The sequence below is a fragment of the Streptomyces sp. NPDC029151 genome (assembly GCF_055564315.1).
On the sequence record NZ_JBVHWQ010000006.1, the window covers coordinates 347,968 to 367,617 of the forward strand.

At 73.3% G+C, this 19,650-nt stretch carries 15 protein-coding genes; 1 reads left to right on the forward strand and 14 read right to left on the reverse strand.

What is annotated here, in order from left to right; translation table 11 throughout:
* Positions 1-94: 94 nt before the first annotated feature.
* Complete coding sequence (locus ACZ4VF_RS23930) at positions 95-1,492, reverse strand: PAS domain-containing protein (RefSeq protein ID WP_467928387.1); 1,398 nt, start codon at positions 1,490-1,492, stop codon at positions 95-97.
* A 529-nt stretch (positions 1,493-2,021) separates the two neighbouring features.
* On the reverse strand, positions 2,022-2,708 hold the full coding sequence (gene pdxH / locus ACZ4VF_RS23935) for a pyridoxamine 5'-phosphate oxidase (RefSeq protein ID WP_467928389.1): 687 nt from the start codon (positions 2,706-2,708) through the stop codon (positions 2,022-2,024).
* Positions 2,709-2,884: 176 nt separating this feature from the next.
* Between pdxH and ACZ4VF_RS23940 the strand changes: the two genes are divergently transcribed.
* The gene (locus tag ACZ4VF_RS23940; protein WP_467928390.1) at positions 2,885-3,985 is read left to right on the forward strand and encodes a citrate synthase 2; all 1,101 of its coding nucleotides are present in this window, start codon (positions 2,885-2,887) and stop codon (positions 3,983-3,985) included.
* Between the two features lie 37 nt (positions 3,986-4,022).
* Here the strand turns inward: ACZ4VF_RS23940 and ACZ4VF_RS23945 are convergent, their stop codons facing one another.
* The 12 genes from ACZ4VF_RS23945 to ACZ4VF_RS24000 form a co-directional block, all read right to left on the reverse strand.
* Positions 4,023-5,048 (reverse strand): isopenicillin N synthase family dioxygenase, encoded by a 1,026-nt coding sequence (locus tag ACZ4VF_RS23945; protein WP_467928391.1) that lies wholly within the window; start codon positions 5,046-5,048, stop codon positions 4,023-4,025.
* Between the two features lie 240 nt (positions 5,049-5,288).
* On the reverse strand, positions 5,289-5,897 hold the full coding sequence (locus ACZ4VF_RS23950) for a TetR/AcrR family transcriptional regulator (protein ID WP_467928392.1): 609 nt from the start codon (positions 5,895-5,897) through the stop codon (positions 5,289-5,291).
* Entirely contained in the window at positions 5,885-6,661 is a 777-nt protein-coding gene (locus ACZ4VF_RS23955) for an enoyl-CoA hydratase family protein (RefSeq protein WP_467928394.1), read from the reverse strand. The genes ACZ4VF_RS23950 and ACZ4VF_RS23955 overlap by 13 nt, the downstream gene beginning before the upstream one ends.
* The gene (locus ACZ4VF_RS23960) at positions 6,658-8,226 is read right to left on the reverse strand and encodes a 4-coumarate--CoA ligase family protein (protein ID WP_467928395.1); all 1,569 of its coding nucleotides are present in this window, start codon (positions 8,224-8,226) and stop codon (positions 6,658-6,660) included. The genes ACZ4VF_RS23955 and ACZ4VF_RS23960 overlap by 4 nt, the downstream gene beginning before the upstream one ends.
* A 24-nt stretch (positions 8,227-8,250) precedes the next feature.
* Entirely contained in the window at positions 8,251-9,441 is a 1,191-nt protein-coding gene (locus ACZ4VF_RS23965; protein ID WP_467928396.1) for an acyl-CoA dehydrogenase family protein, read from the reverse strand.
* A gap of 7 nt (positions 9,442-9,448) precedes the next feature.
* On the reverse strand, positions 9,449-11,296 hold the full coding sequence (locus tag ACZ4VF_RS23970) for an acetyl/propionyl/methylcrotonyl-CoA carboxylase subunit alpha (protein WP_467928397.1): 1,848 nt from the start codon (positions 11,294-11,296) through the stop codon (positions 9,449-9,451).
* 8 nt (positions 11,297-11,304) lie between these two features.
* Complete coding sequence (locus ACZ4VF_RS23975) at positions 11,305-12,903, reverse strand: acyl-CoA carboxylase subunit beta (RefSeq protein ID WP_467928398.1); 1,599 nt, start codon at positions 12,901-12,903, stop codon at positions 11,305-11,307.
* Complete coding sequence (locus ACZ4VF_RS23980) at positions 12,900-14,576, reverse strand: acyclic terpene utilization AtuA family protein (RefSeq protein ID WP_467928399.1); 1,677 nt, start codon at positions 14,574-14,576, stop codon at positions 12,900-12,902. Before ACZ4VF_RS23980 ends, ACZ4VF_RS23975 begins: the two co-directional genes overlap by 4 nt.
* On the reverse strand, positions 14,573-15,367 hold the full coding sequence (locus ACZ4VF_RS23985) for a TIGR03084 family metal-binding protein (protein ID WP_467928400.1): 795 nt from the start codon (positions 15,365-15,367) through the stop codon (positions 14,573-14,575). Before ACZ4VF_RS23985 ends, ACZ4VF_RS23980 begins: the two co-directional genes overlap by 4 nt.
* Positions 15,368-16,150: 783 nt before the next feature.
* Positions 16,151-17,128, reverse strand: coding sequence for an EamA family transporter (locus ACZ4VF_RS23990; RefSeq protein ID WP_467928402.1), 978 nt, complete (start codon positions 17,126-17,128; stop codon positions 16,151-16,153).
* Positions 17,129-17,215: 87 nt separating this feature from the next.
* Positions 17,216-19,288, reverse strand: coding sequence for an ABC transporter ATP-binding protein (locus ACZ4VF_RS23995; RefSeq protein ID WP_467928403.1), 2,073 nt, complete (start codon positions 19,286-19,288; stop codon positions 17,216-17,218).
* Between the two features lie 85 nt (positions 19,289-19,373).
* Positions 19,374-19,505, reverse strand: coding sequence for a hypothetical protein (locus ACZ4VF_RS24000; protein WP_467928404.1), 132 nt, complete (start codon positions 19,503-19,505; stop codon positions 19,374-19,376).
* Positions 19,506-19,650: the final 145 nt, after the last annotated feature.

Sequence of the window (19,650 nt, forward strand, 5' to 3'; positions counted from 1 at the left end):
GCCACGGACCGGCCGCCACGGACCGGCCGCCGAAGACCACGGACCGCCGCACGACTCGCACGCAGGCCCCGGCCGCTCCTCCGGCCCTCCCCGGCTACTCCCCCGGCCGTCCCCGCACCGCCTCCGCCAGGTCCAGCGCCGTCGCGATCCGTACGGCGACGTCCTCCGCGTAGGCGGCGTCGGACCGCTCGAAGCGGCTGCGGCCGGCACCACGCAGGAAGGTCACCACGCCCAGCGTCCGCCCCCGGCTGCGCAGCACCGCGCACAGCGCGTGCACCGCGTCGCCGGGCCACTGCCGCTCCAGCGCCCACTCCCGCGCCCGCTCCGCCGCGGCCGGCCCGGCGTCCGCGCGCACGGTCCCGCCCCGCTCCGCGCACCGCAGCGCCGGATGCCCCTCCGGGTAGCGCACGGGCAGCCCGGCCGCGCCCGTGAGCAGGCTCGGGCCCGGCGCCCCGGCGGGCGTCGCGGCGAGCCGCACCAGCCGCACGGAGGGTTCCGCGCCCTCCGCGCGCGGGGCGCCCGCCACCCGGTCGACGAGGGCGTGGTCGGCGAAACCGGCGAGGGCGAAGTCGAGGTGGACGGTGGCCGCCTCCACCGGGTCCTCGCACTCGGCCGCGGCCCGCGCCGCACGGTGCAGCTGGTTCGTCCGGAACCGCAGCAGGGACGCCTCCTGCTCGGTCTGCTTGGCCTCGGTGACGTCCTCGAACAGCCACCCCACCCCGAGCGGCACCGGCTCCTCCGCGAGCGGGGAGGCCAGCCGCACGAACCCGCTGCGCCAGCAGCGGCGCTTCTCACCCTCCGGGGTCCGCACGGTCACCCACATCTCGGCGGGCGCAGGCGGCGCGCCCTCGGCGAGGACGTGGGTGAGCGCGGCCTCCAGCTCCTCCACGCCCTGCGCGAGCAGCTCGCCCAGCGGACGCCCCAGCACGGACGTACGGCCCACCCCGAGCGTCCGCGCCGCGTGCGCGTTCACGACGGCGGGCCGCAGATCCGCGTCGACCAGGACGACCCCCCAGGCGGCGGTCTCGAACAGCGCCTCGCTCAGCGCGATCGACCGCTCCAGGTCGATCTGCGCGTGCACCTCGCTGAACGCGCAGTACACGCCCGCGGGCTCCCCGTCGGGACCGCGCACGGCGGCCGACTGCGTCCGTACGAGCACCCGCCCGCCGTCCTTGGTGACGAGCGCGAACTCGTGCACCTGCCGCCCCGGCGCGCGCATCGCCGACATCAGCCGGGCCTGCACCTCCTCGGCGTCGGCGGTGCGCACCGCCCATCCGGCGAACCCGTGCCGCCCCACCGCCTCCGCCGCCGTCCAGCCGAGGATCCGCTCGGCCTCCCGGTTCCAGTGGGTCACGACCCCGTCGGCGTCGAAGGCGCACAGCGCCGCGTCCATGCCGTCGAGCAGTGCGGCGAGCAGATCGGATCCGCCGGGCTCACCGGGCTCGTCCGGCCCCAGCTCGTCAGTGGCCCCACTCCGTCGCGAAGCACTCACCTGGACCCCCTGGAAGCCGCGTCCGCGCACACACGGCGCTCGGTTCGCTCACTGGCCTTCATTCAACTGGAACGTGACTCAGCCCACAGCATGTTCCCGGAAGATTCCGGAGATCAATGTGCCGTCCCATCCAGCGGCACCCGCAGGTCGACCCACCCGTTCCCCCTCTCCGTTCCAGCACACATCGCACGGTCTCCGCAGCGCGGACAACACGGCGGACCGCAGCGACCCGAAGCCGCGCCGCCGGCGTTCCCGGAAAAAACAGTTGAGCCCGCGCCGGCGACTTCCTAGGGTTGCGGTTACACGGTGAAAGGAGGTGATCCGGCAGATGTGTGAATCCCGGACGCGTGAGGTGGCTGCGGGCTAGCGGCCCGTCACCACGCCATGTGCGGTGCCGGACCAGCGCGCGACAGATGCGTGCAGCCGGCCAATCCCAAGCAGTCACCCGACCCGCGGGCTGCCGGTACGTCCGGCCGGCTCCTCCTCGGAGGAACCCAGCCCGCGGGTCGTCTGCGTGTGTGGGGGCCCGTCAGGGGCCGAGGCGTTCGACCTTCCAGGTGCCGTCCGGCCGGGCCACGTAGCGCAGGCGGTCGTGGAGGCGGTTCACGCGGCCCTGCCAGAACTCGATCGTCTCCGGGGTGACGCGGAAGCCGCCCCAGTGCGGCGGCACCGGGACCTTCTCGTCCTCGGGGTAGCGGGCCGCGAGGTCGGCGTAGGCCGTGTCGAGTTCGGTGCGCGAGGTGATCACCCGGGACTGCGCGCTGGCCCAGGCGCCCAGTTGGGAGCCGTGCGGGCGGGTGCGGAAGTAGGCGGCGGTCTCGTCGCGGCCGGTGCGCCGGGCGGTGCCGGTGACGATGACCTGGCGGGCCAGCGGGTGCCAGGGGAAGAGCAGCGAGATGTGCGGGTTCTCGGCCAGGTCGCGGCCCTTGCGGGAGTCGTAGTTGGTGAAGAAGACGAAGCCGTCGGTGTCGTACTGCTTCATCAGGACCGTGCGTGAGCTGGGGCGGCCCTGCGCGTCCGCGGTGGAGACGACCATCGCGTTGGGTTCGTAGAGCGTGCCGTGCAGGGCCGCGCGGGCGGCGTCCTCGAACCAGCGGGTGAACTGGTCCATCGGATGGGTGGCGAGGTCCTCCTCGGCGAGGCCGTCGGCCCGGTACTGCTTGCGCATGGCGGCGGGATCGAGGACGGGATCCAGGAGCGGGTCGCGGTCGGTCACGCGGTCATCTTGCCGTATCGAACGGGTATGGCACTGAGTGTCGTGTGGTCTCCCCAATCGTGGCACCGGGGGTTATCGTGCTGCTCCCTTTGCGGTTGGGTTGACCACGGGTGACCACCGGCGGATCGGGGCATCACCGGGGTGACCACCGCCCACACATCACGAGGAGCCGCCTGATGTCCGATTTCGTACCCGGGCTCGAAGGAGTCGTCGCGTTCGAGACGGAGATCGCCGAACCGGACAAGGAGGGCGGCGCCCTGCGTTACCGGGGCGTCGACATCGAGGACCTGGTCGGGCACGTCTCCTTCGGGAACGTGTGGGGTCTGCTGGTCGACGGCGCCTTCAATCCCGGTCTGCCGCCCGCCGAGCCGTTCCCGATCCCCGTGCACTCCGGTGACATCCGGGTGGACGTGCAGTCGGCGCTCGCCATGCTCGCCCCCGTCTGGGGGCTGCGTCCCCTGCTGGACATCGACGAGCGGCAGGCCCGGGAGGACCTGGCGCGGGCCGCCGTCATGGCCCTGTCGTACGTCGCCCAGTCCGCGCGCGGCCAGGGGCTGCCGATGGTGCCGCAGCGGGAGATCGACAAGGCCGCTTCCGTGGTCGAGCGGTTCATGATCCGCTGGCGCGGCGAGCCGGACCCCAAGCACGTCGCGGCCGTCGACGCGTACTGGACCTCGGCCGCCGAGCACGGCATGAACGCCTCCACCTTCACGGCGCGGGTCATCGCCTCCACCGGTGCGGACGTCGCCGCGGCGCTGTCCGGCGCGGTGGGTGCGATGTCCGGTCCGCTGCACGGCGGTGCGCCGTCGCGGGTGCTGGGGATGATCGAGGAGATCGAGCGCACGGGGGACGCGGAGGCCTACGTCAGGCAGGCGCTGGACCGGGGCGAGCGGCTGATGGGCTTCGGGCACCGGGTGTACCGGGCCGAGGACCCACGGGCGCGGGTCCTGCGGCGTACGGCACGGGAGCTGGGCGCGCCGCGGTTCGAGGTCGCCGAGGCGTTGGAGAAGGCCGCGCTGGAGGAGCTGCACAACCGCCGTCCGGACCGGGTGCTGGCCACCAACGTGGAGTTCTGGGCGGCGATCGTCCTGGACTTCGCGGAAGTGCCGGCCCACATGTTCACGTCCATGTTCACGTGTGCCCGCACGGCCGGGTGGTCGGCGCACATCCTGGAGCAGAAGCGGACCGGGCGGCTGGTGCGGCCTTCCGCCCGGTACGTGGGGCCGGGGGCGCGGCGGCCCGAGGACATCGAGGGGTACGGGGAGATCGCCCACTAGTGGAGGCGGTGCGGCCCCGCACCCCGAGGCCGGCTGCTCACGCCGGTGCCAGAAGGCTCCCGTGGTGTCGCCGCGCCACCAGCGGGTGGGCCCTGAGCTTGCCCTTCAGTTCGTTGTAGCCGTACTCGGCGTACAGCGGGTTCGTCGGGTCGGTGGTGACGCCGGGGGCCTTCGGCGCGTGCGGGAACGGCAGCGGGGCGATCCTCGCGTCCAGGCGGGGGTTGTAGAAGAACGGGACCGAGAAGCGTTCCGTCGCGCCGGGCGGGCTGACCACCCGGTGGTTGGTGGCGAGCAGGTAGCCGTCGGTGGCGACCTCCAGGAGTTCACCGAGGTTGACGACGAACGCCCCCTCGACGGGCGGTACGTCGTGGAAGCGGCCGTCCTCGCGCTGGACCTGGAGGCCGCCGACCGTGTCCTGGAGGAGCAGGGTGAGGAAGCCGTAGTCCTTGTGGGCGCCGACGCCCTGGTCGGTGCCGTCGCCCGCGCTGCCCGGGTAGCGGACGAGCTTGAGGTGCGGGTGGGCGTAGGGGCCGAAGACCGGGTCGTAGAAGTCGGCCGGGGCGCCGATCGAGGCCAGGAGTTCGTGCAGGAGGCGGTGGGCGACGTCGCTGAGCCTGTCGATCCATGCGAGGGCGGCCGTACGGAGCTCGGGGAGGGCGGCCGGCCACTGGTTGGGACCCTGGAGCCACCAGTACGGGGGTTCGCCGGGGCCGGGGATCCGGGCGGGGCGTTCGGCGCCTATGTCGAGCTGGTCGCGCCAGTCGCGGGCGCCGCCGGTGCGTTCGTCGCCGGTGCGGGTGTAGCCGCGGAAGTGCGGGGAGCCGGTGTTGTCCAGGGCGAGCCGGTCGGCCTCGGGGAGGGCGAAGAAGGCGCGCATCGCGGTGAGCAGCGCGTCGGTCTCGGCCCGGGTCACGCCGTGTCCGACGAGCTGGAAGAAGCCGACGTCGTGGGCGGCGCTGTGCAGCTGCGCGTGGAGGAGGGAGCGGGCCTGGGGACCGCGGTCGGCGGCCGACAGGTCGATGATCGGGAGCTGGTGGTACGACGTCGCTGTGTGCGTGGTCATGGTGCGTCCGCGGGTGTACGGGGCACGGGTGGCCGCCGAGGGGTGTGAGCGGCCCCCTGGTGCCGGAAAAAGGGAAGAAAAGCGCGAAAGGGGGGCTTGTCAGGCGGAGAGGGGCCGACAGCCCATGCTCGTGACGCGCACGTAGTCCACGTGGCGTCGGCGAACGAGCATCGGAAGCATGCGCCAAGGGTAACGCGCCCCCGCGGCAGCACCCCCGGCCGGACGCCCCGCCGTGGAGCGCTAGCCGAGCGCGTCCTCCAGCAGGGCCGCCCACTGGGCGACGACCCGTTCGCGGCGGGCGGTGTCGTCGGTGAGGAGGTTGGCGAGGCCGAGGCCGCGGGCCATGTCGAGGAGGCCCTGGACGGTCTCGCGGACGCCGGGGCGGGACTCGTCGGCGTGGAGGAGGTCGACGGCGATGCGGTGGGTCTCGCGGCCGACCCGGGCCTCCAGCTCGGTCACCCGGGGGCGCAGCTGTTCCTCGTCGGAGGCGGCGACCCACAGGTGGAGGGCGGCGCGGAAGAGAGGGCCCGTGTAGAGGTCGACCAGGGCGGACACCACGGCCCGGCGGTCGGCGGGGCCGTCGGGGAAGAGGGCGCGCAGCGCCAGGGAGCGTTCCTCGGAGACGTACTCGACGGCGGCGGTGAACAGGTCCTCGCGGGTCGGGAAGTGGTGCTGGGCGGCGCCCCGGGAGACGCCGGCGCGTTCGGCGACGGCGGCGACCGTGGAGCCCGCCCAGCCGTGCTCGGCGAGGCAGGCCACGGCGGCTTCCAGGAGCCGCTGCCGGGTGGCCCGGCTGCGGTCCTGCTTGGGGACACGCTCGCGTTCGGTCGTCGTACTCACACCACCCATGCCGCATCACGTCTTTCCAGGAAGGCCGTCATCCCCTCCCGGGCCTGAGGGGAGGCGAACAGCCGGGCCGAGAGCGCGGTCAGCCCGGCCGCGTCCCGGTCGAATGTCTCCAGCACCCTAGCCGTGAGCAGCCGTTTCGTCTCGGCCAGGGCCTCGGGGGACGAGCGGCGCAGGCCGTCCAGGATGGGTGCGAGGACGTCGTCCACGTCTTTCGCGTCCTTCGCGTCCTTCGCGTCGTCCGCCACCGCGGCCGTGAGCAGGCCGAGGCGTACGGCCTCGGCGGGGGCGAAGCGTTCGCCGGTGAGGTAGTAGCGGGCGAGGGCGCGGGGGTCGGTGCGCGGGATCACCGGGAGGGAGATCACGGCGGGGGCGACTCCGATGCGTACCTCTGTGAAGGCGAAGGTGGCCGCGGGGCCGGCCACGGCGATGTCGCAGGCGGCGAGCAGGCCGAGGCCGCCGGCGCGGACGTGCCCGGTGACGCGGGCGACGACCGGTTTGGGCAGCTCGGTGATCTGCCGGAGGAGGGCCACGAGGGCGTCGGGATCGGGCGGGTCGCGCAGGTCGGCACCGGCGCTGAAGGTCGTACCGGTGTGGGTGAGGACCACGGCCCGTACGTCCGGGTCCTCGCCGGAGGCGGCGAGGGCGGTGGCGAGTTCCGTGACCAGGGCCGCCGACAGGGCGTTGCGGGTGTCGGTGGCGTCGAGGCTGAGGGTGTCGACGCCACGCGCGCGGGTGCGGCCGATCAGTGCGGTCGGGTCCGTCATGGGTGCTCCCTGAGCTGTCGGCGCAGGATCTTGCCGGAGGCGGCGCGGGGGACGGTGTCGACGAAGGTGACGCGGCGGACGCGTTTGTAGGGGGCGACGCGTTCGGCGACGTGCAGCAGGACGTCGTTCTCGGTGAGGTCGCCGGCGGTGGGGGCGCGGACGACGAAGGCGTGCGGGATCTCGTTGCCGTCGTCGTCGTACGCGCCGATGACGGCGGCGTCGGCGATGCCGGGGTGGGTGAGCAGGAGGGCCTCCAGTTCGGCGGGGGCCACCTGGAACCCCTTGTACTTGATCAGTTCCTTGACCCGGTCGACGACGAACAGCCAGCCGTCGGGGTCGACGTGGCCGACGTCGCCGGTGTGCAGCCAGCCGTCGGCGTCGATCATGGCGGCGGTGGCGTCGGGGCGGCCGAGGTAGCCCTTCATCACCTGGGGGCCGCGGATGAGGATCTCGCCGGGCTCGCCGGGGCCGAGGTCCTTGCCGGGGTCGTCCAGGGAGACGATCCGCATCTCGGTGCCGGCGACGAGCCGGCCGACCGTGCCGGCGGGGGCCTCGCGCAGCCGGTCGAGGGGGACGACGTGGGTGCCCGGGGACAGTTCCGTCATGCCGTAGGCCTGGCCGATCGGGGGCAGGCCGAGGCGTTCGGCGCAGGCGAGGGCGAGTCGTGCGTCCAGCGGGGCGGCGGCGCTGATCACGTACTTGAGGGAGGACAGCTCGTAGCGGCTGACGGCGGGGTGCTTGGCCAGGGCGAGGACGATCGGCGGGGCGACGTACAGGCCGGTGATGCGGTGGGTCTCGATCGCGGCGAGGAAGGTCTCCAGCTCGAAGCGGGGCAGGACGACGACGGTGGCGCCGTGCCGCAAGGGCGCGTTCATCAGGGCGGTGAGGCCGTAGATGTGGAAGAACGGCAGGACGGCGAGGATGCGGTCGCCGGGCCCGGTGGGGACGGCGGGTTCCAGCTGGGCGAGGTTGGTGGCGATCTGCCGGTGGGTGAGCATGACGCCCTTGGGGGTGCCGGTGGTGCCGGAGGAGTACGGCAGTGCGGCGATGTCCTCGGCCGGGTCGATGGCGACGTCGGGTTCCGGCGCGGTGGTGGCGAGCAGGTCGATCAGCGAGCGGTGCCCGGGCGCGCTGTCGCAGACCAGGATCTCCCGTACACCGCCCGCGGTCACGGCGGCCCGGCGGGCGGTCTGGAGCAGCGGGGAGACGGTGACGATCCAGCGGGCGCCGCTGTCCTCAAGCTGCTTCGAGAACTCCTCCGCGGTGGCGAGCGGGTGCACGGTGGTGACGGCGGCACCCGCGCGCGTGGCCGCGTAGAAGGCGGTGGGGAAGGCGATCGTGTTGGGGCTGTGCAGGGCGAGGACGTCGCCCTTGCGGACGCCGGCGTCGGCGAGGGCGGCGGCCAGGCGTCGGTGGAACCGGTCCACCTGTTCGTACGTGAGGGTGGTGCCGTCCGTGCCGTCGACGAGGGCGGGCTGGTCGCCGAAGGCGGCGGCCCGGCCGAGGACGGCTTCATGGATGGGGAGTGCTACGGGCGGAACGTCTGCGTACTCGCTGCGGAACACGGTTCCTCCTCACGCGGGGGCCGCTCAGTACGACTTGGGCAGGCCCAGGGTCTGGTGGGAGACGTAGTTGAGGATCATCTCCCGGCTCACCGGGGCAATACGAGCCACGCGCGCGGCTGTTATCAGCGAGGCGAGTCCGAACTCCCGGGTGAGTCCGTTGCCGCCGAGGGTGTGCACGGCCTGGTCGACGGCCTTCACGCAGGCCTCCCCGGCCGCGTACTTGGCCATGTTGGCGGCCTCGCCCGCGCCGACGTCGTCACCGGAGTCGTAGAGACGGGCCGCCTTCTGCATCATGAGCCGGGCCAGTTCAAGGTCGATGTGGGCCTGCGCCAGGGGGTGGGCGATGGCCTGGTGGGCGCCGATGGGGGCCTTCCAGACCGTGCGGTCGCGGGCGTACTCGATCGCCCGGGTGAGCGCGTGGCGGCCCATGCCGATCGCGAACGCGGCGGTCATGATCCGTTCGGGGTTGAGCCCGGCGAAGAGCTGGAGGAGCCCCGCGTCCTCTCCCCCACTGCCGGGAGCGTGGGAGGGGCCCGCGCCCACGAGCGCGTCGGCGGGCAGCCGTACGTCGTCCAGGACCAGCTCGAACTGCTTCTCCGCCGCGTTGAGTTCCATGTCGATGGGGTGCTTGTGGAAGCCCTCGGCGTCCGTGGGGACGATGAACAGGCAGGGCTTGAGGGTGCCGGTGCGGGCGTCCTCGGTGCGGCCGACGACGAGGACGGCGTCGGCGAGGTCGACACCGGAGATGAAGACCTTCCGGCCGGTCAGCAGCCAGTCGGTGCCGTCGCGCCGGGCGGTGGTGGTGATGCGGTGGCTGTTGGAGCCGGCGTCGGGTTCGGTGATCCCGAAGGCCATGAGGCGGCTGCCGTCGGCGATCCCGGGCAGCCACCGCCGTTTCTGCTCCTCGGTGCCGAAGCGGGAGATGACCGTGCCGCAGATGGCCGGGGAGACGACCAGCATGAGCAGGGGTGAGCCCGCGGCTCCCAGCTCTTCGAGGACGATGGAGAGTTCGGCTATGCCTCCGCCGCCTCCGCCGTACTCCTCCGGGAGGCTGACGCCGAGGTAGCCGAGCCTTCCTGCCTCGCACCAGAGTTCGGCGGGGGGTTTGCCCTCGGCGACGGTGCGGGCGCGGTAGTCGCGGCCGTAGCGCTTGCCGAGGGCGGCTACCGCGGACCGGAGGGCCTTGTGCTCTTCGGATTCGATGACGGAGGTCATGGGGCTCCTAGGAAGAGGTTTCCTGCACTACTGCCAGCACCTCGCCGGGCTCCACCTGCCGGCCGGGCCTGGCGTACAGGGCGGTGAGGGTTCCGGCGGCCGGTGCCGCGATCTGGTGCTGCATCTTCATCGCCTCCACCCATATGAGGCCCTGACCGGCCCGGACCGTTGCCCCTTCCACGAGGCCCTCGGCGAGGCGTACGACCGTGCCCGGCATGGGGGCGACCAGGGAACCGGGGGCGAGCTGGGCCGTCGGGTCGGGGAAGCGGGGCAGGGCGGTCAGGCGGGCGGCGCCGACGTGGACCTGGTCGCCGTAGCGGGCCACCTCGAACCGGCGGCGGACGCCGTCCGCTTCGAGGACGACGAGCCGCGCGTCGGCGTGGACGACCCGGACCCCGTCCGCGGCGAGCCCGTCCCTGGTGTGCCGGTAGCGGACCTCGTGCTCCTCGCCGCCCATCGCGTACCGCTTCACCTGCGGCTGTGAGGGGACGTTGCGCCAGCCGCCGAAGCGGGAGCGGCCGTGGGCGTCGGCGAGGGCGGCGGCCAGCGGGGCGAGGGGGTCGTGGGCGGGGGCGGTCAGTTCGCGCAGGTGGCGGTCGTAGAAGCCGGTGTCCATGCGGGCGGCCGTGAACTCCGGGTGCCGCAGGGAGCGCACCAGCAGGTCCCGGTTGGTGACCGGGCCGTGGACCACGGCGGACTCCAGCGCGCCGGCGAGCCTGCGGACGGCCTCCGCGCGGGTGGGGGCGTGGGCGACGACCTTGGCGAGCATCGGGTCGTAGTGCACGCCGATGGGGTCCCCGTCGGTGTAGCCGGTGTCCAGGCGGACGCCGGCCGGTACGGCGAGGCGGTGCAGGGTGCCGGTCTGCGGGGCCCAGTCGCGGGCCGGGTCCTCGGCGTAGAGGCGGGCCTCGACCGCGTGGCCACGCGCGCGTGGGGGTTCCTTCCCTAGGGCGTGTCCCTCGGCGATCCGGATCTGTTCGGCGACCAGGTCGAGTCCGAAGACGGCCTCGGTGACGGGGTGTTCGACCTGGAGGCGGGTGTTCATCTCCAGGAAGTGGGCGCGGCCGTCGGCGACCAGGAACTCGACGGTGCCGGCGCCTGTGTAGGAGACGGCGCGGGCGGCGCGCACGGCGAGTGTGCGCAGCTCGTCCGCGAGTTGCCGGCCGAGTCCGGGCGCCGGCGCCTCCTCGATCACCTTCTGGTGGCGGCGCTGGAGGGAGCAGTCGCGGGTGCCGAGGGGCCAGACGGTGCCGTGGGTGTCGGCGAGGATCTGCACCTCCACGTGGCGGCCGTGTTCGAGGTACGGCTCCACGAACACCTCTCCGTCGCCGAAGGCGCTCGCGGCCTCGGCGCGCGCTCCCTCCAGCGCGGCCGGCAGGTCCGCCAGGCGGCGCACGATCCGCATGCCGCGCCCGCCGCCGCCCGCCGCCGCCTTCACCAGGACGGGCAGGTCGGCCTCGGTCACCTCGTGCAGGGGCTCGATGCCCAGCAGCCGCTTGGCGCGGGTCTTGGACGCCATGGCCTCGATGGCCCGCGGGGGCGGACCGATCCAGACCAGACCGGCGTCGAGGACGGCGCGGGCGAAGCCGGGGTTCTCGGACAGGAAGCCGTAGCCGGGGTGCACGGCGTCCGCGCCGGCGGCCAGGGCCGCCTTCGCGACGAGGTCGCCGCGCAGGTAGGTGTCGGCGGGCGCCGCGCCCGGCAGTCGTACCGCCGTGTCGGCCACGCGCGCGTGGAGCGCGTTCTCGTCGGCGTCCGAGTACACGGCGACCGTGCGGATGCCGAGGTCGGCGCAGGTGCGGAAGACGCGGCAGGCGATCTCGCCCCGGTTGGCGACGAGCACAGTGGAAATCACGGGATCCCTCACATCCGGAAGACGCCGAAGCCGCCGCGCGCGCCCTCGTAGGGGGCGGTGTGCAGGGCGGACAGGCACAGGCCGAGGACGGTGCGGGTGTCGCGCGGGTCGATGACGCCGTCGTCGTACAGCCGCCCGGACAGGAACATGGGCAGCGACTCGGACTCGATCTGCTGCTCCACCATGGCGCGCAGGGCCGCGTCCGCGTCCTCGTCGTACGGCTGCCCCTTCGCCGCCGCCGACTGCCGGGCGACGATGGAGAGCACGCCGGCGAGCTGCTGCGGGCCCATGACGGCGGACTTGGCGCTGGGCCAGGCGAACAGGAAGCGCGGGTCGTAGGCCCGGCCGCACATGCCGTAGTGCCCGGCGCCGTACGACGCGCCCATGAGGACCGACAGGTGCGGGACCCGGCTGTTGCTCACCGCGTTGATCATCATGGCGCCGTGTTTGATGATCCCGCCCTGCTCGTACTCCCTGCCGACCATGTAACCGGTGGTGTTGTGCAGGAACAGCAGCGGGATGTCGCGCTGGTTGGCGAGCTGGATGAACTGGGCGGCCTTCTGGGACTCGGCGCTGAACAGGACGCCCTGGGCGTTGGCCAGGATGCCGACGGGGTAGCCGTGCAGGGCCGCCCAGCCGGTGACCAGGCTGGTGCCGTACAGCGGCTTGAACTCGTCGAAGTCGGAGCCGTCCACGAGCCGGGCGACGACCTCGCGCGGGTCGAACGGGATCTTCAGGTCGCCCGGGACGATGCCCAGCAGTTCCTCGGGGTCGTACGCGGGCGGCTGGGCCGGGCCCGGGTCCGGGTACGCCTTGCGGTGGTTGAGGCGGGCCACGACCCGGCGGGCCTGGCGCAGGGCGTCCGGCTCGTCCAGGGCGAAGTAGTCGGCGAGGCCGGACACGCGCGCGTGCATCTCGGCGCCGCCGAGGGACTCGTCGTCGCTCTCCTCCCCGGTGGCCATCTTGACCAGGGGCGGCCCGCCGAGGAACACCTTCGCCCGTTCCTTGACCATGATCACGTGGTCGGACATGCCGGGGACGTAGGCGCCGCCGGCGGTGGAGTTGCCGAAGACGACGGCGATCGTCGGGATGCCGGCGGCGGAGAGCCGGGTCAGGTCGCGGAAGATCGCCCCGCCGGGGATGAAGATCTCCTTCTGGGACGGCAGGTCGGCGCCTCCCGACTCCACCAGGCTGATGCAGGGCAGCCGGTTGGCGAGCGCGATGTCGTTGGCGCGCAGGGCCTTCTTGAGGCTCCAGGGGTTGCTCGCGCCGCCGCGTACGGTCGGGTCGTTCGCGGTGATCAGGCACTCCACGCCCTCGACCACGCCGATGCCGGTGACGAGGGAGGCGCCGACGGGGTGGTCGCTGCCCCAGGCGGCCAGCGGCGACAGCTCCAGGAACGGGGTGTCGGGGTCCAGCAGTAGTTCGATGCGCTCGCGGGCGAGCAGCTTGCCGCGTTCGCGGTGCCGCCGGACGTACTTCTCGCCGCCGCCGGCGAGCGCCTTGGCGTGTTCGGCCTCCAGGTCGGCGAGCTTGGCGAGCATGGCCGCGCGGTGGGCCCGGTGGTCGGGGGCGGTGGGGTCGACAGCGGTCTGCAGAACCGTCACAGCAGGGTCTCCGGGATGTCCAGGTGGCGGGAGCGCAGCCATTCGCCGAGGGCCTTGGCCTGCGGGTCGAAACGGGCCTGCGCGGCGACGCCGGCGCCGAGGATGCCCTCGACGACGAAGTTGAGGGCGCGCAGGCCGGGGAGGAAGTGCCGGGTCACCGGCAGGTCGCGGGTCTCGGGCAGCAGCTGCCGGAACCTGTCGGTGGTGAGGGTGTGCGCGAGCCACCGCCAGGCCTCGTCCGTCCGCGCCCACACCCCCACGTTGGCGTTCCCGCCCTTGTCCCCGCTGCGCGCTCCGGCGACCAGGCCGAGCGGGGCCCGCCGGGCCGGGCCGGGCGGAAGGGGATCCGGGAGGGGCGGAGGCGGTACGGCGCCCAGGGGCCGTGTCTCCTGGGGCGGCGGCACGGGGATACGGCGTCCGTCGTGGAGGACGGCCACATGGTCCACAGCCCCATGGGGCACGTACACGTCCTCGAACACCCCATAAGGGGAGCCCTTTCCGGGTGGGGACACCACATGGAAGCCCGGGTAGCTTCCGAGGGCCAGTTCCACGGCGGCCCCGCTCAGCGCGCGCCCCACGACCCGCTGGTCCGGGTCGCGTACGACGAGCCGCAGCAGGGCGCTGGCCGTCTCCTCGGTGTCGGCGTCGGCCCGGTCGGTCCGCACCAGCTCCCAGCGCACGTCCCGCGGCGGCGACTTGGCGAGCGCGTCGGCGAGCTGCTCGCGCACCAGGGCCGCCTTGGCCTCGATGTCGAGTCCCGTGAGGACGAAGACGACCTCGTTGCGGAAGCCGCCCAGCCGATTGAGCCCGGTCTTGAGCGTCGGCGGCGGCGCCTCCCCGCGCACCCCCTCGATCCGCACCCGGTCCGGCCCGTCCTGGTTCAGCCGTACGGTGTCCAGCCGGGCGGTGACGTCGGGCCCGGCGTACCGGGCCCCGCCGGTCTCGTACAGCAGCTGGGCGGTGACCGTGCCCACGTCCACGAAGCCGCCGGTGCCGGGATGCTTGGTGATCACGCTGCTGCCGTCGGGGTGGATCTCGGCGAGCGGGAAGCCGGGACGGCGTACGTCGCCCTCGCCGAAGAAGGCGTAGTTCCCGCCGGTCGCCTGGGTCCCGCACTCCAGTACGTGTCCGGCGACGACGGCACCGGCGAGCCGGTCGTGGTCCGTGGGGCGCCAGCCGAAGTGGGCGGCGGCCGGCCCGGTGACGAGCGCCGCGTCGGTCACCCGACCGGTGACCACCACGTCGGCGCCGGCCCGCAGGCACTCGGCGATGCCGAAGCCGCCGAGGTAGGCGTGGGCGGCCAGGGTGCCGGGGTGGGCGGCGGTGAGATCGTCCCCCTCGACCCGCGCGACCCGCACCGGTATCCCGAGCCGCTCCGCCAGACCGCGTATCTCCTCGGCCAGTCCGGCGGGGTGGAGACCTCCGGCGTTGGTGACGATCCGCACGCCGCGCTCGTGGGCGAGGCCGAGGCAGTCCTCCAGTTGGCGCAGGAAGGTGCGGGCGTATCCCGCCGACGGGTCCTTCAGCCGGTCGCGGCCGAGGATGAGCATGGTGAGTTCGGCGAGGTAGTCGCCGGTGAGGACGTCCACCTCGCCGCCGGTGAGCATCTCGCGCAGGGCGCTCGCGCGGTCGCCGTAGAAACCGGAGAAGTTGCCGATGCGCAGGGGGGTCACCGGCCGGCCTCCTTCGGCGGGCGGCCGGCGCCGGGCGGGCCCGCGAAGGCCTGGGCGATGTCGAGCCAGCGGTCGGCGTCCGGGCCCACGGCCGTCAGGGCGAGGTCGTGGCGGTGGGCGCGCTGGGTGACCAGGAGGCAGAAGTCCAGGGCGGGACCGGTGACACGCTGGGCGGCTTTTTCGTCGCCGTACGCCCACACCTCGCCCGAGGGCGCGGTGAGTTCCACGCGGAACTCGTCGGCCGGCGCGGTGAGTCCGTGCACACCGAAGGCGAAGTCGCGGGTTCGCACCCCGAGCCGGACCACATGCCGGAGTCGGTCGGTGTGTGTACGCACCACACCGAGGGCGTCAGCGACGTCCAGCGCGTGCGCCCAGGTCTCCATGAGTCGGGCAGTGGCCATGGAGGCGGCGGACATGGGCGGGCCGTACCAGGGGAAACGGGCCCCGCCCGGGGCGGCGCGCAGGGCCTGGTCGAGGGCGTTCCGCCCGCCGCGCCAGGCCGCGAGCAGCTCGGCGGACGGAAGCGCGGCGCCCTCCTCGGCACCCTCGTCCACGAACGAGTCGGGGGCCGCGAGCGCCTTCTCCACCAGCGCCCGGAAGGCGTCGGGGTCGGTGACGGCGACCAGCGCCGAGCGATCGGTCCAGGCGAGGTGCGCGATCTGGTGAGCGACGGTCCAGCCGGGCGCGGGCGTGGGAAGGGCCCACCGCTCAGGACCCAACTCGGCCACGATCAGGTCGAGTTCAGCGCTCTCGGCACGCAGGTCGTCGATGACGGGCGTCGGGTCGGCCATGGGGGGAGCATGGCAGTGGGGGGAGAAACAATCAAGCGTGCTTGCATGAATTTCGGTGGGGGGTCGGTCGTGTGGCTTGGGGGGGTGGCTCGCGTGGCTCAGGGCGGGCGCGCGTGGCTCGGGGGGTGCTCGGGCGGTTCGGGGCGGGCGCGCGTGGCTCGGGAGGTGCTCGGGCGGCTGGGGGTGCGCGCACGGCTCGGAGGGTTGGCTCGTGTGACTCGGGGCTGGCCCGCGTGGCTCGGACTGGGCTCGGGCGGTTCGGGGTGGGCGCGCGTGGCTCGGGAGGCTCGGGGTGCGCGCACGGCTCGGAGGGTTGGCTCGTGTGGCTCGGGGCTGGCCCGCGTGGCTCGGGCGGTTCGAGGCGGGCGCGTGTGGCTCGGGGGTGCGTTCGGGCGGTTCGGGGCGGGCGCGTGTGGCTCGGGGTGGGCTCGGGCGGTTCGGGCGGGCGTCGCCCGGGGAGGCTCACGCGGCGCGGAGCAGGCGCGCATCACCCAGGAGGCGCGCGATCAGCGCGGGCAGGCGTCGCCCGGCGAGGGCTCACGCGGCACGGAGCAGCCACGCATCGCCCAAGGGGCCGGGCAGATCAGGGCGGGCGCGCGTGGCTCGGGGTGGGCTCGCATGGCACGGGGTGGGCGCGCATCTCTCGGGGCCCGCGTCGCTCAGGACGAGTTCATGCCGCTCGGAGCGAGTCCCCGTCGCTCAGGGCGAGCCCGCGCTGCTCGCGGCGGGCCTACGCCGCTGAGTGCGGTCGCTGGTCAGCCGGGGTGGGAGGGCGGGGAGGGGTCACTGGCCCTCGGCCGGGAGCGGCGGGACCTTGTTCCGGCCCACCTGGGTGCGGACCGCGCCGATGCTCGCCGCGATGACGAGCGCGATCGCGGCGGCCTCGGTGGCGGTCAGGGACTGGCCGAGGATGAGGAGGCCGGCGGTGGCCGCGATGGCGGGTTCGAGGCTCATGAGGATGGCGAAGGTGGACGCCGGGAGGCGGCGCAGGGCCAGGAGTTCGAGGGTGTAGGGCAGGACCGACGAGAGCAGCGCCACCGCCGAGCCCAGGGCGACGGTGGTGGGATCGAGGAGCCGGGTGCCGGCCTCGGCGATGCCGATGGGGAGGAAGAGGAGGGCCGCTACGGCCATGGCGAGGGCCAGGCCGTCGGCCTGGGGAAAGCGGCGGCCCGTACGGGCGCTGAAGACTATGTAGGCCGCCCACATGGCTCCGGCACCCAGGGCGAAAGCGACACCCGTGGGGTCCAGGTTGCTGAAACCACCGCCGCCGAGCAGGAAGACGCCGGCGAGCGCCAGGCCGGCCCAGACCGCGTTGACCGCGCGGCGCGAGGCCAGGACCGAGAGGGCCAGCGGGCCGAGGACTTCGAGGGTGACCGCCGGACCCAGCGGGATGCGGGCGACCGCTTCGTAGAACAGGCCGTTCATCGCGCCCATGGTGATACCGAAGACGATCACCGTGCCCCAGTCGGTGCGCGAGTGACCACGCAGGCGGGGACGGCAGACCAGGAGGAGGACGACCGCCGCCGCCAGGAGACGCAGGGTCACCACGCCCAGCGCGCCGGCCCGGGGCATCAGGGTGACCGCCAGCGCACCGCCGAACTGCACCGAGATCCCGCCGGCCAGCACCAGGCCGACCGGCCCGAGTGAGCCGAGTGAGCCGGAACGGCTTCCTCCCGGGGCGGAGGGCGTGGTCGGGGACGGCGAGGTCGTGCTGGGTGCGGCGGTCACGGGCGGTCCTGGTGCTTGATCGAGTGCGTGCATCGCGATGTACTGCCAAGTCCAGGGTAGTGGACTTCGTCAGGTGCGTGAACCCTTTTTGGGACTGTCCCGGATGCCGGACTCCCGGTGTCAGCCGCTGGGCCACCCCTCCTCGTCGCGGAACAGGGGACGGCCGTCCGGGAGGACCGAGGGAACGATGTCCCCCTGCCCGGCGCCAAAGCCGTAGCCGTAGCCGTAGCCGTAGCCGTGACCAGAGCCGGAGCCGTCGCCGTCGCCGGGGTCACAGCCGTAACCGTGTGCGTATCCGCCCTCCTGCACCGGGCCGTTCCCGTTCCCGTGTCCGTACTCGTACGCCGGTGCCGGTGGCCGCGGTTCCCAGAGCGGCATGCGGAGCTCCCCGGTGTCCAGGACCGCGTTGTTCTGGGAGCGGTGCAGGCGGGCGTAGGCCCCGCCCCGGGCGAGGAGTTCGTCGTGGCGGCCGGTCTCCACGATGTGGCCGCGGTCCACGACGATGATGCGGTCGGCGTCGGGGGCCAGGTTGAGATCGTGCGTGATCATGATGGTCGTACGGCCCGCCATCAGGCGGCGCAGCGGCTTGACGATGCGGCGGGCGGCCATCGCGTCCAGGCCGGTGGTCGGTTCGTCCAGGACCAGGACGGGTGCGTCGCGCAGGATGGCGCGGGCGACGGCCAGGCGCTGGAGCTGGCCGCCGGAGAGGCGGGCGGAGTTCGGGTCGACCTTGGTGTCGTAGCCGTCGGGGAGCCGGACGATGAAGTCGTGGGCGTCGGCCGCCTTCGCCGCCTCCACGATCGCCTGCTCGCTGGCACCGGGCCGGCCGCAGGCTATGTTGGCGCGCACCGCGTCGCGCAGCACCAGGGTTTCCTGCGGAAGCAGGGTGACGTACTCGCGCAGCCGGGCCAGCGGGAAGTCCCGCAGCGGGACGCCGTCCAGGAGGACGTCCCCGGAGTCGGGGTCGTAGAAGCGCAGCAGCAGCTTGGACACCGTGGACTTGCCGGCTCCGCTCGGGCCGGTGATGATCACCAGCTCGCCGGGGCGGACGACGAAGGAGAGGCCTTCGAGGGCGGCCCGGTCGGTGCCGGGGTAGCGGAAGGAGACGTCCCGGACCTCGACGGTGCCGTCCGGGCGCCCCACGTCCGCGCCGCGCCGGGGGTCGGTGACGGAGGGGCGCACGTCCAGGATCTCGATGAGCCGTTCGGCGCCCGCGGTGGCCGCGGTGACCGTGAGGCCGAGCTGGGCGAGACCGCGGACGGGCGGGTAGAGGTAGCCGAGGAAGGCGGCGAAGGCCAGGAGCCGGCCGAGGGTCATCCGGCCGGTGGAGATCTCCCAGGCGCCGATGCCGATCACGGCGAGCACGCAGACCGTCTCGATGACCTGGACGAGCTGCTCGTAGGCCTCGTTCAGGCGGGTGGAGCGGACGGAGGCGCGGAACCAGGCGCCCGCCTCCTCGTGCAGCCGGCGGCGCTCGGCGTCCCGGCGGTCGTAGGCCTGGGTGAGGACGATGTTGCCGAGGGACTCCTCCACCACGGAGGTGATCGCGCCGTCGGCGACCCGGCCCGCGCGGGAGACGTCCTTGATGGAGCCGGAGAAGCGGTGGGCGGCCAGCCAGAACAGGGGGGCGAGGACGAAGGTGGCGGCGGCGAGGTCCCAGCGCAGCCAGAACGCGGCGACGGCGTAGAAGAGGGCGGAGAAGGCCGCCGAGGCGGCGCCGACGAGACCGGACACGACCATCGTCTCGATGGCCTCGACGTCACCGGTCAGCCGGGAGAGCAGATCGCCCTGGCGGTGGCGCTGGAAGAAGTGCGGGGGCAGTTGCTGGACGTGGTCGAAGACGTGCTCGCGCAGCCGCATCACGAAGCGCTCGGTGGCCCACGCGGCCAGCGAGTTGCCCGCGTACGCGACGAGCGCGCCGGCCACCGCGATGCCCAGCCACTTGGCGGCGGGGCTCCAGAACGCCGCCGGCGAACCCTCCCGCAGGGCGTGGTCGGTCAGGTCGCTGAACAGCAGGATGGCCTCGGTCTCGGCGAGCGCGGCGAGCACCGTGCACAGCCAGACGACCAGCAGCCATTTCCTGAGACCCTTGGTCAGCGGCCAGAAGCGGCGGAATGCCGTGCGGGCGGAAATGGTCGGCGAGTCGGATTCGTATTCTTCGCCCTCGTCGGCCGTCAGAGCTTGGTCAGCCATCTGGAAACCTTTCCTGATTCTCTTCCCGCGGGAAGAGGAAAAGGGTCGACGGTGCACCGTCGACCCCTTTTCTCTCAGCTGCGGATCACGCGTCCCGGCCGGGCAGCGGCTTCGGCAGCGGCTTGTGCGCGTGCTTCTTCGGCTTCGGCTTCGGCGGCGGGGGGAGCTGCTTCGACTTGGGCTTGGGGGGCAGCGGGGCAAGCTTCTTGAAGCTCATTTCCGTCTCCTCGTTTCGCATTGTTCCGGTGGTGTTGAATTCCGTCTCCGGAACCCGACATCGATGAACTTACACGCCACTCAGGGGCCCGGAACCGCGAAATCGGCAAGGGGGCGCTGTGAATTCCTTTGTGTTTCCTGGGAGA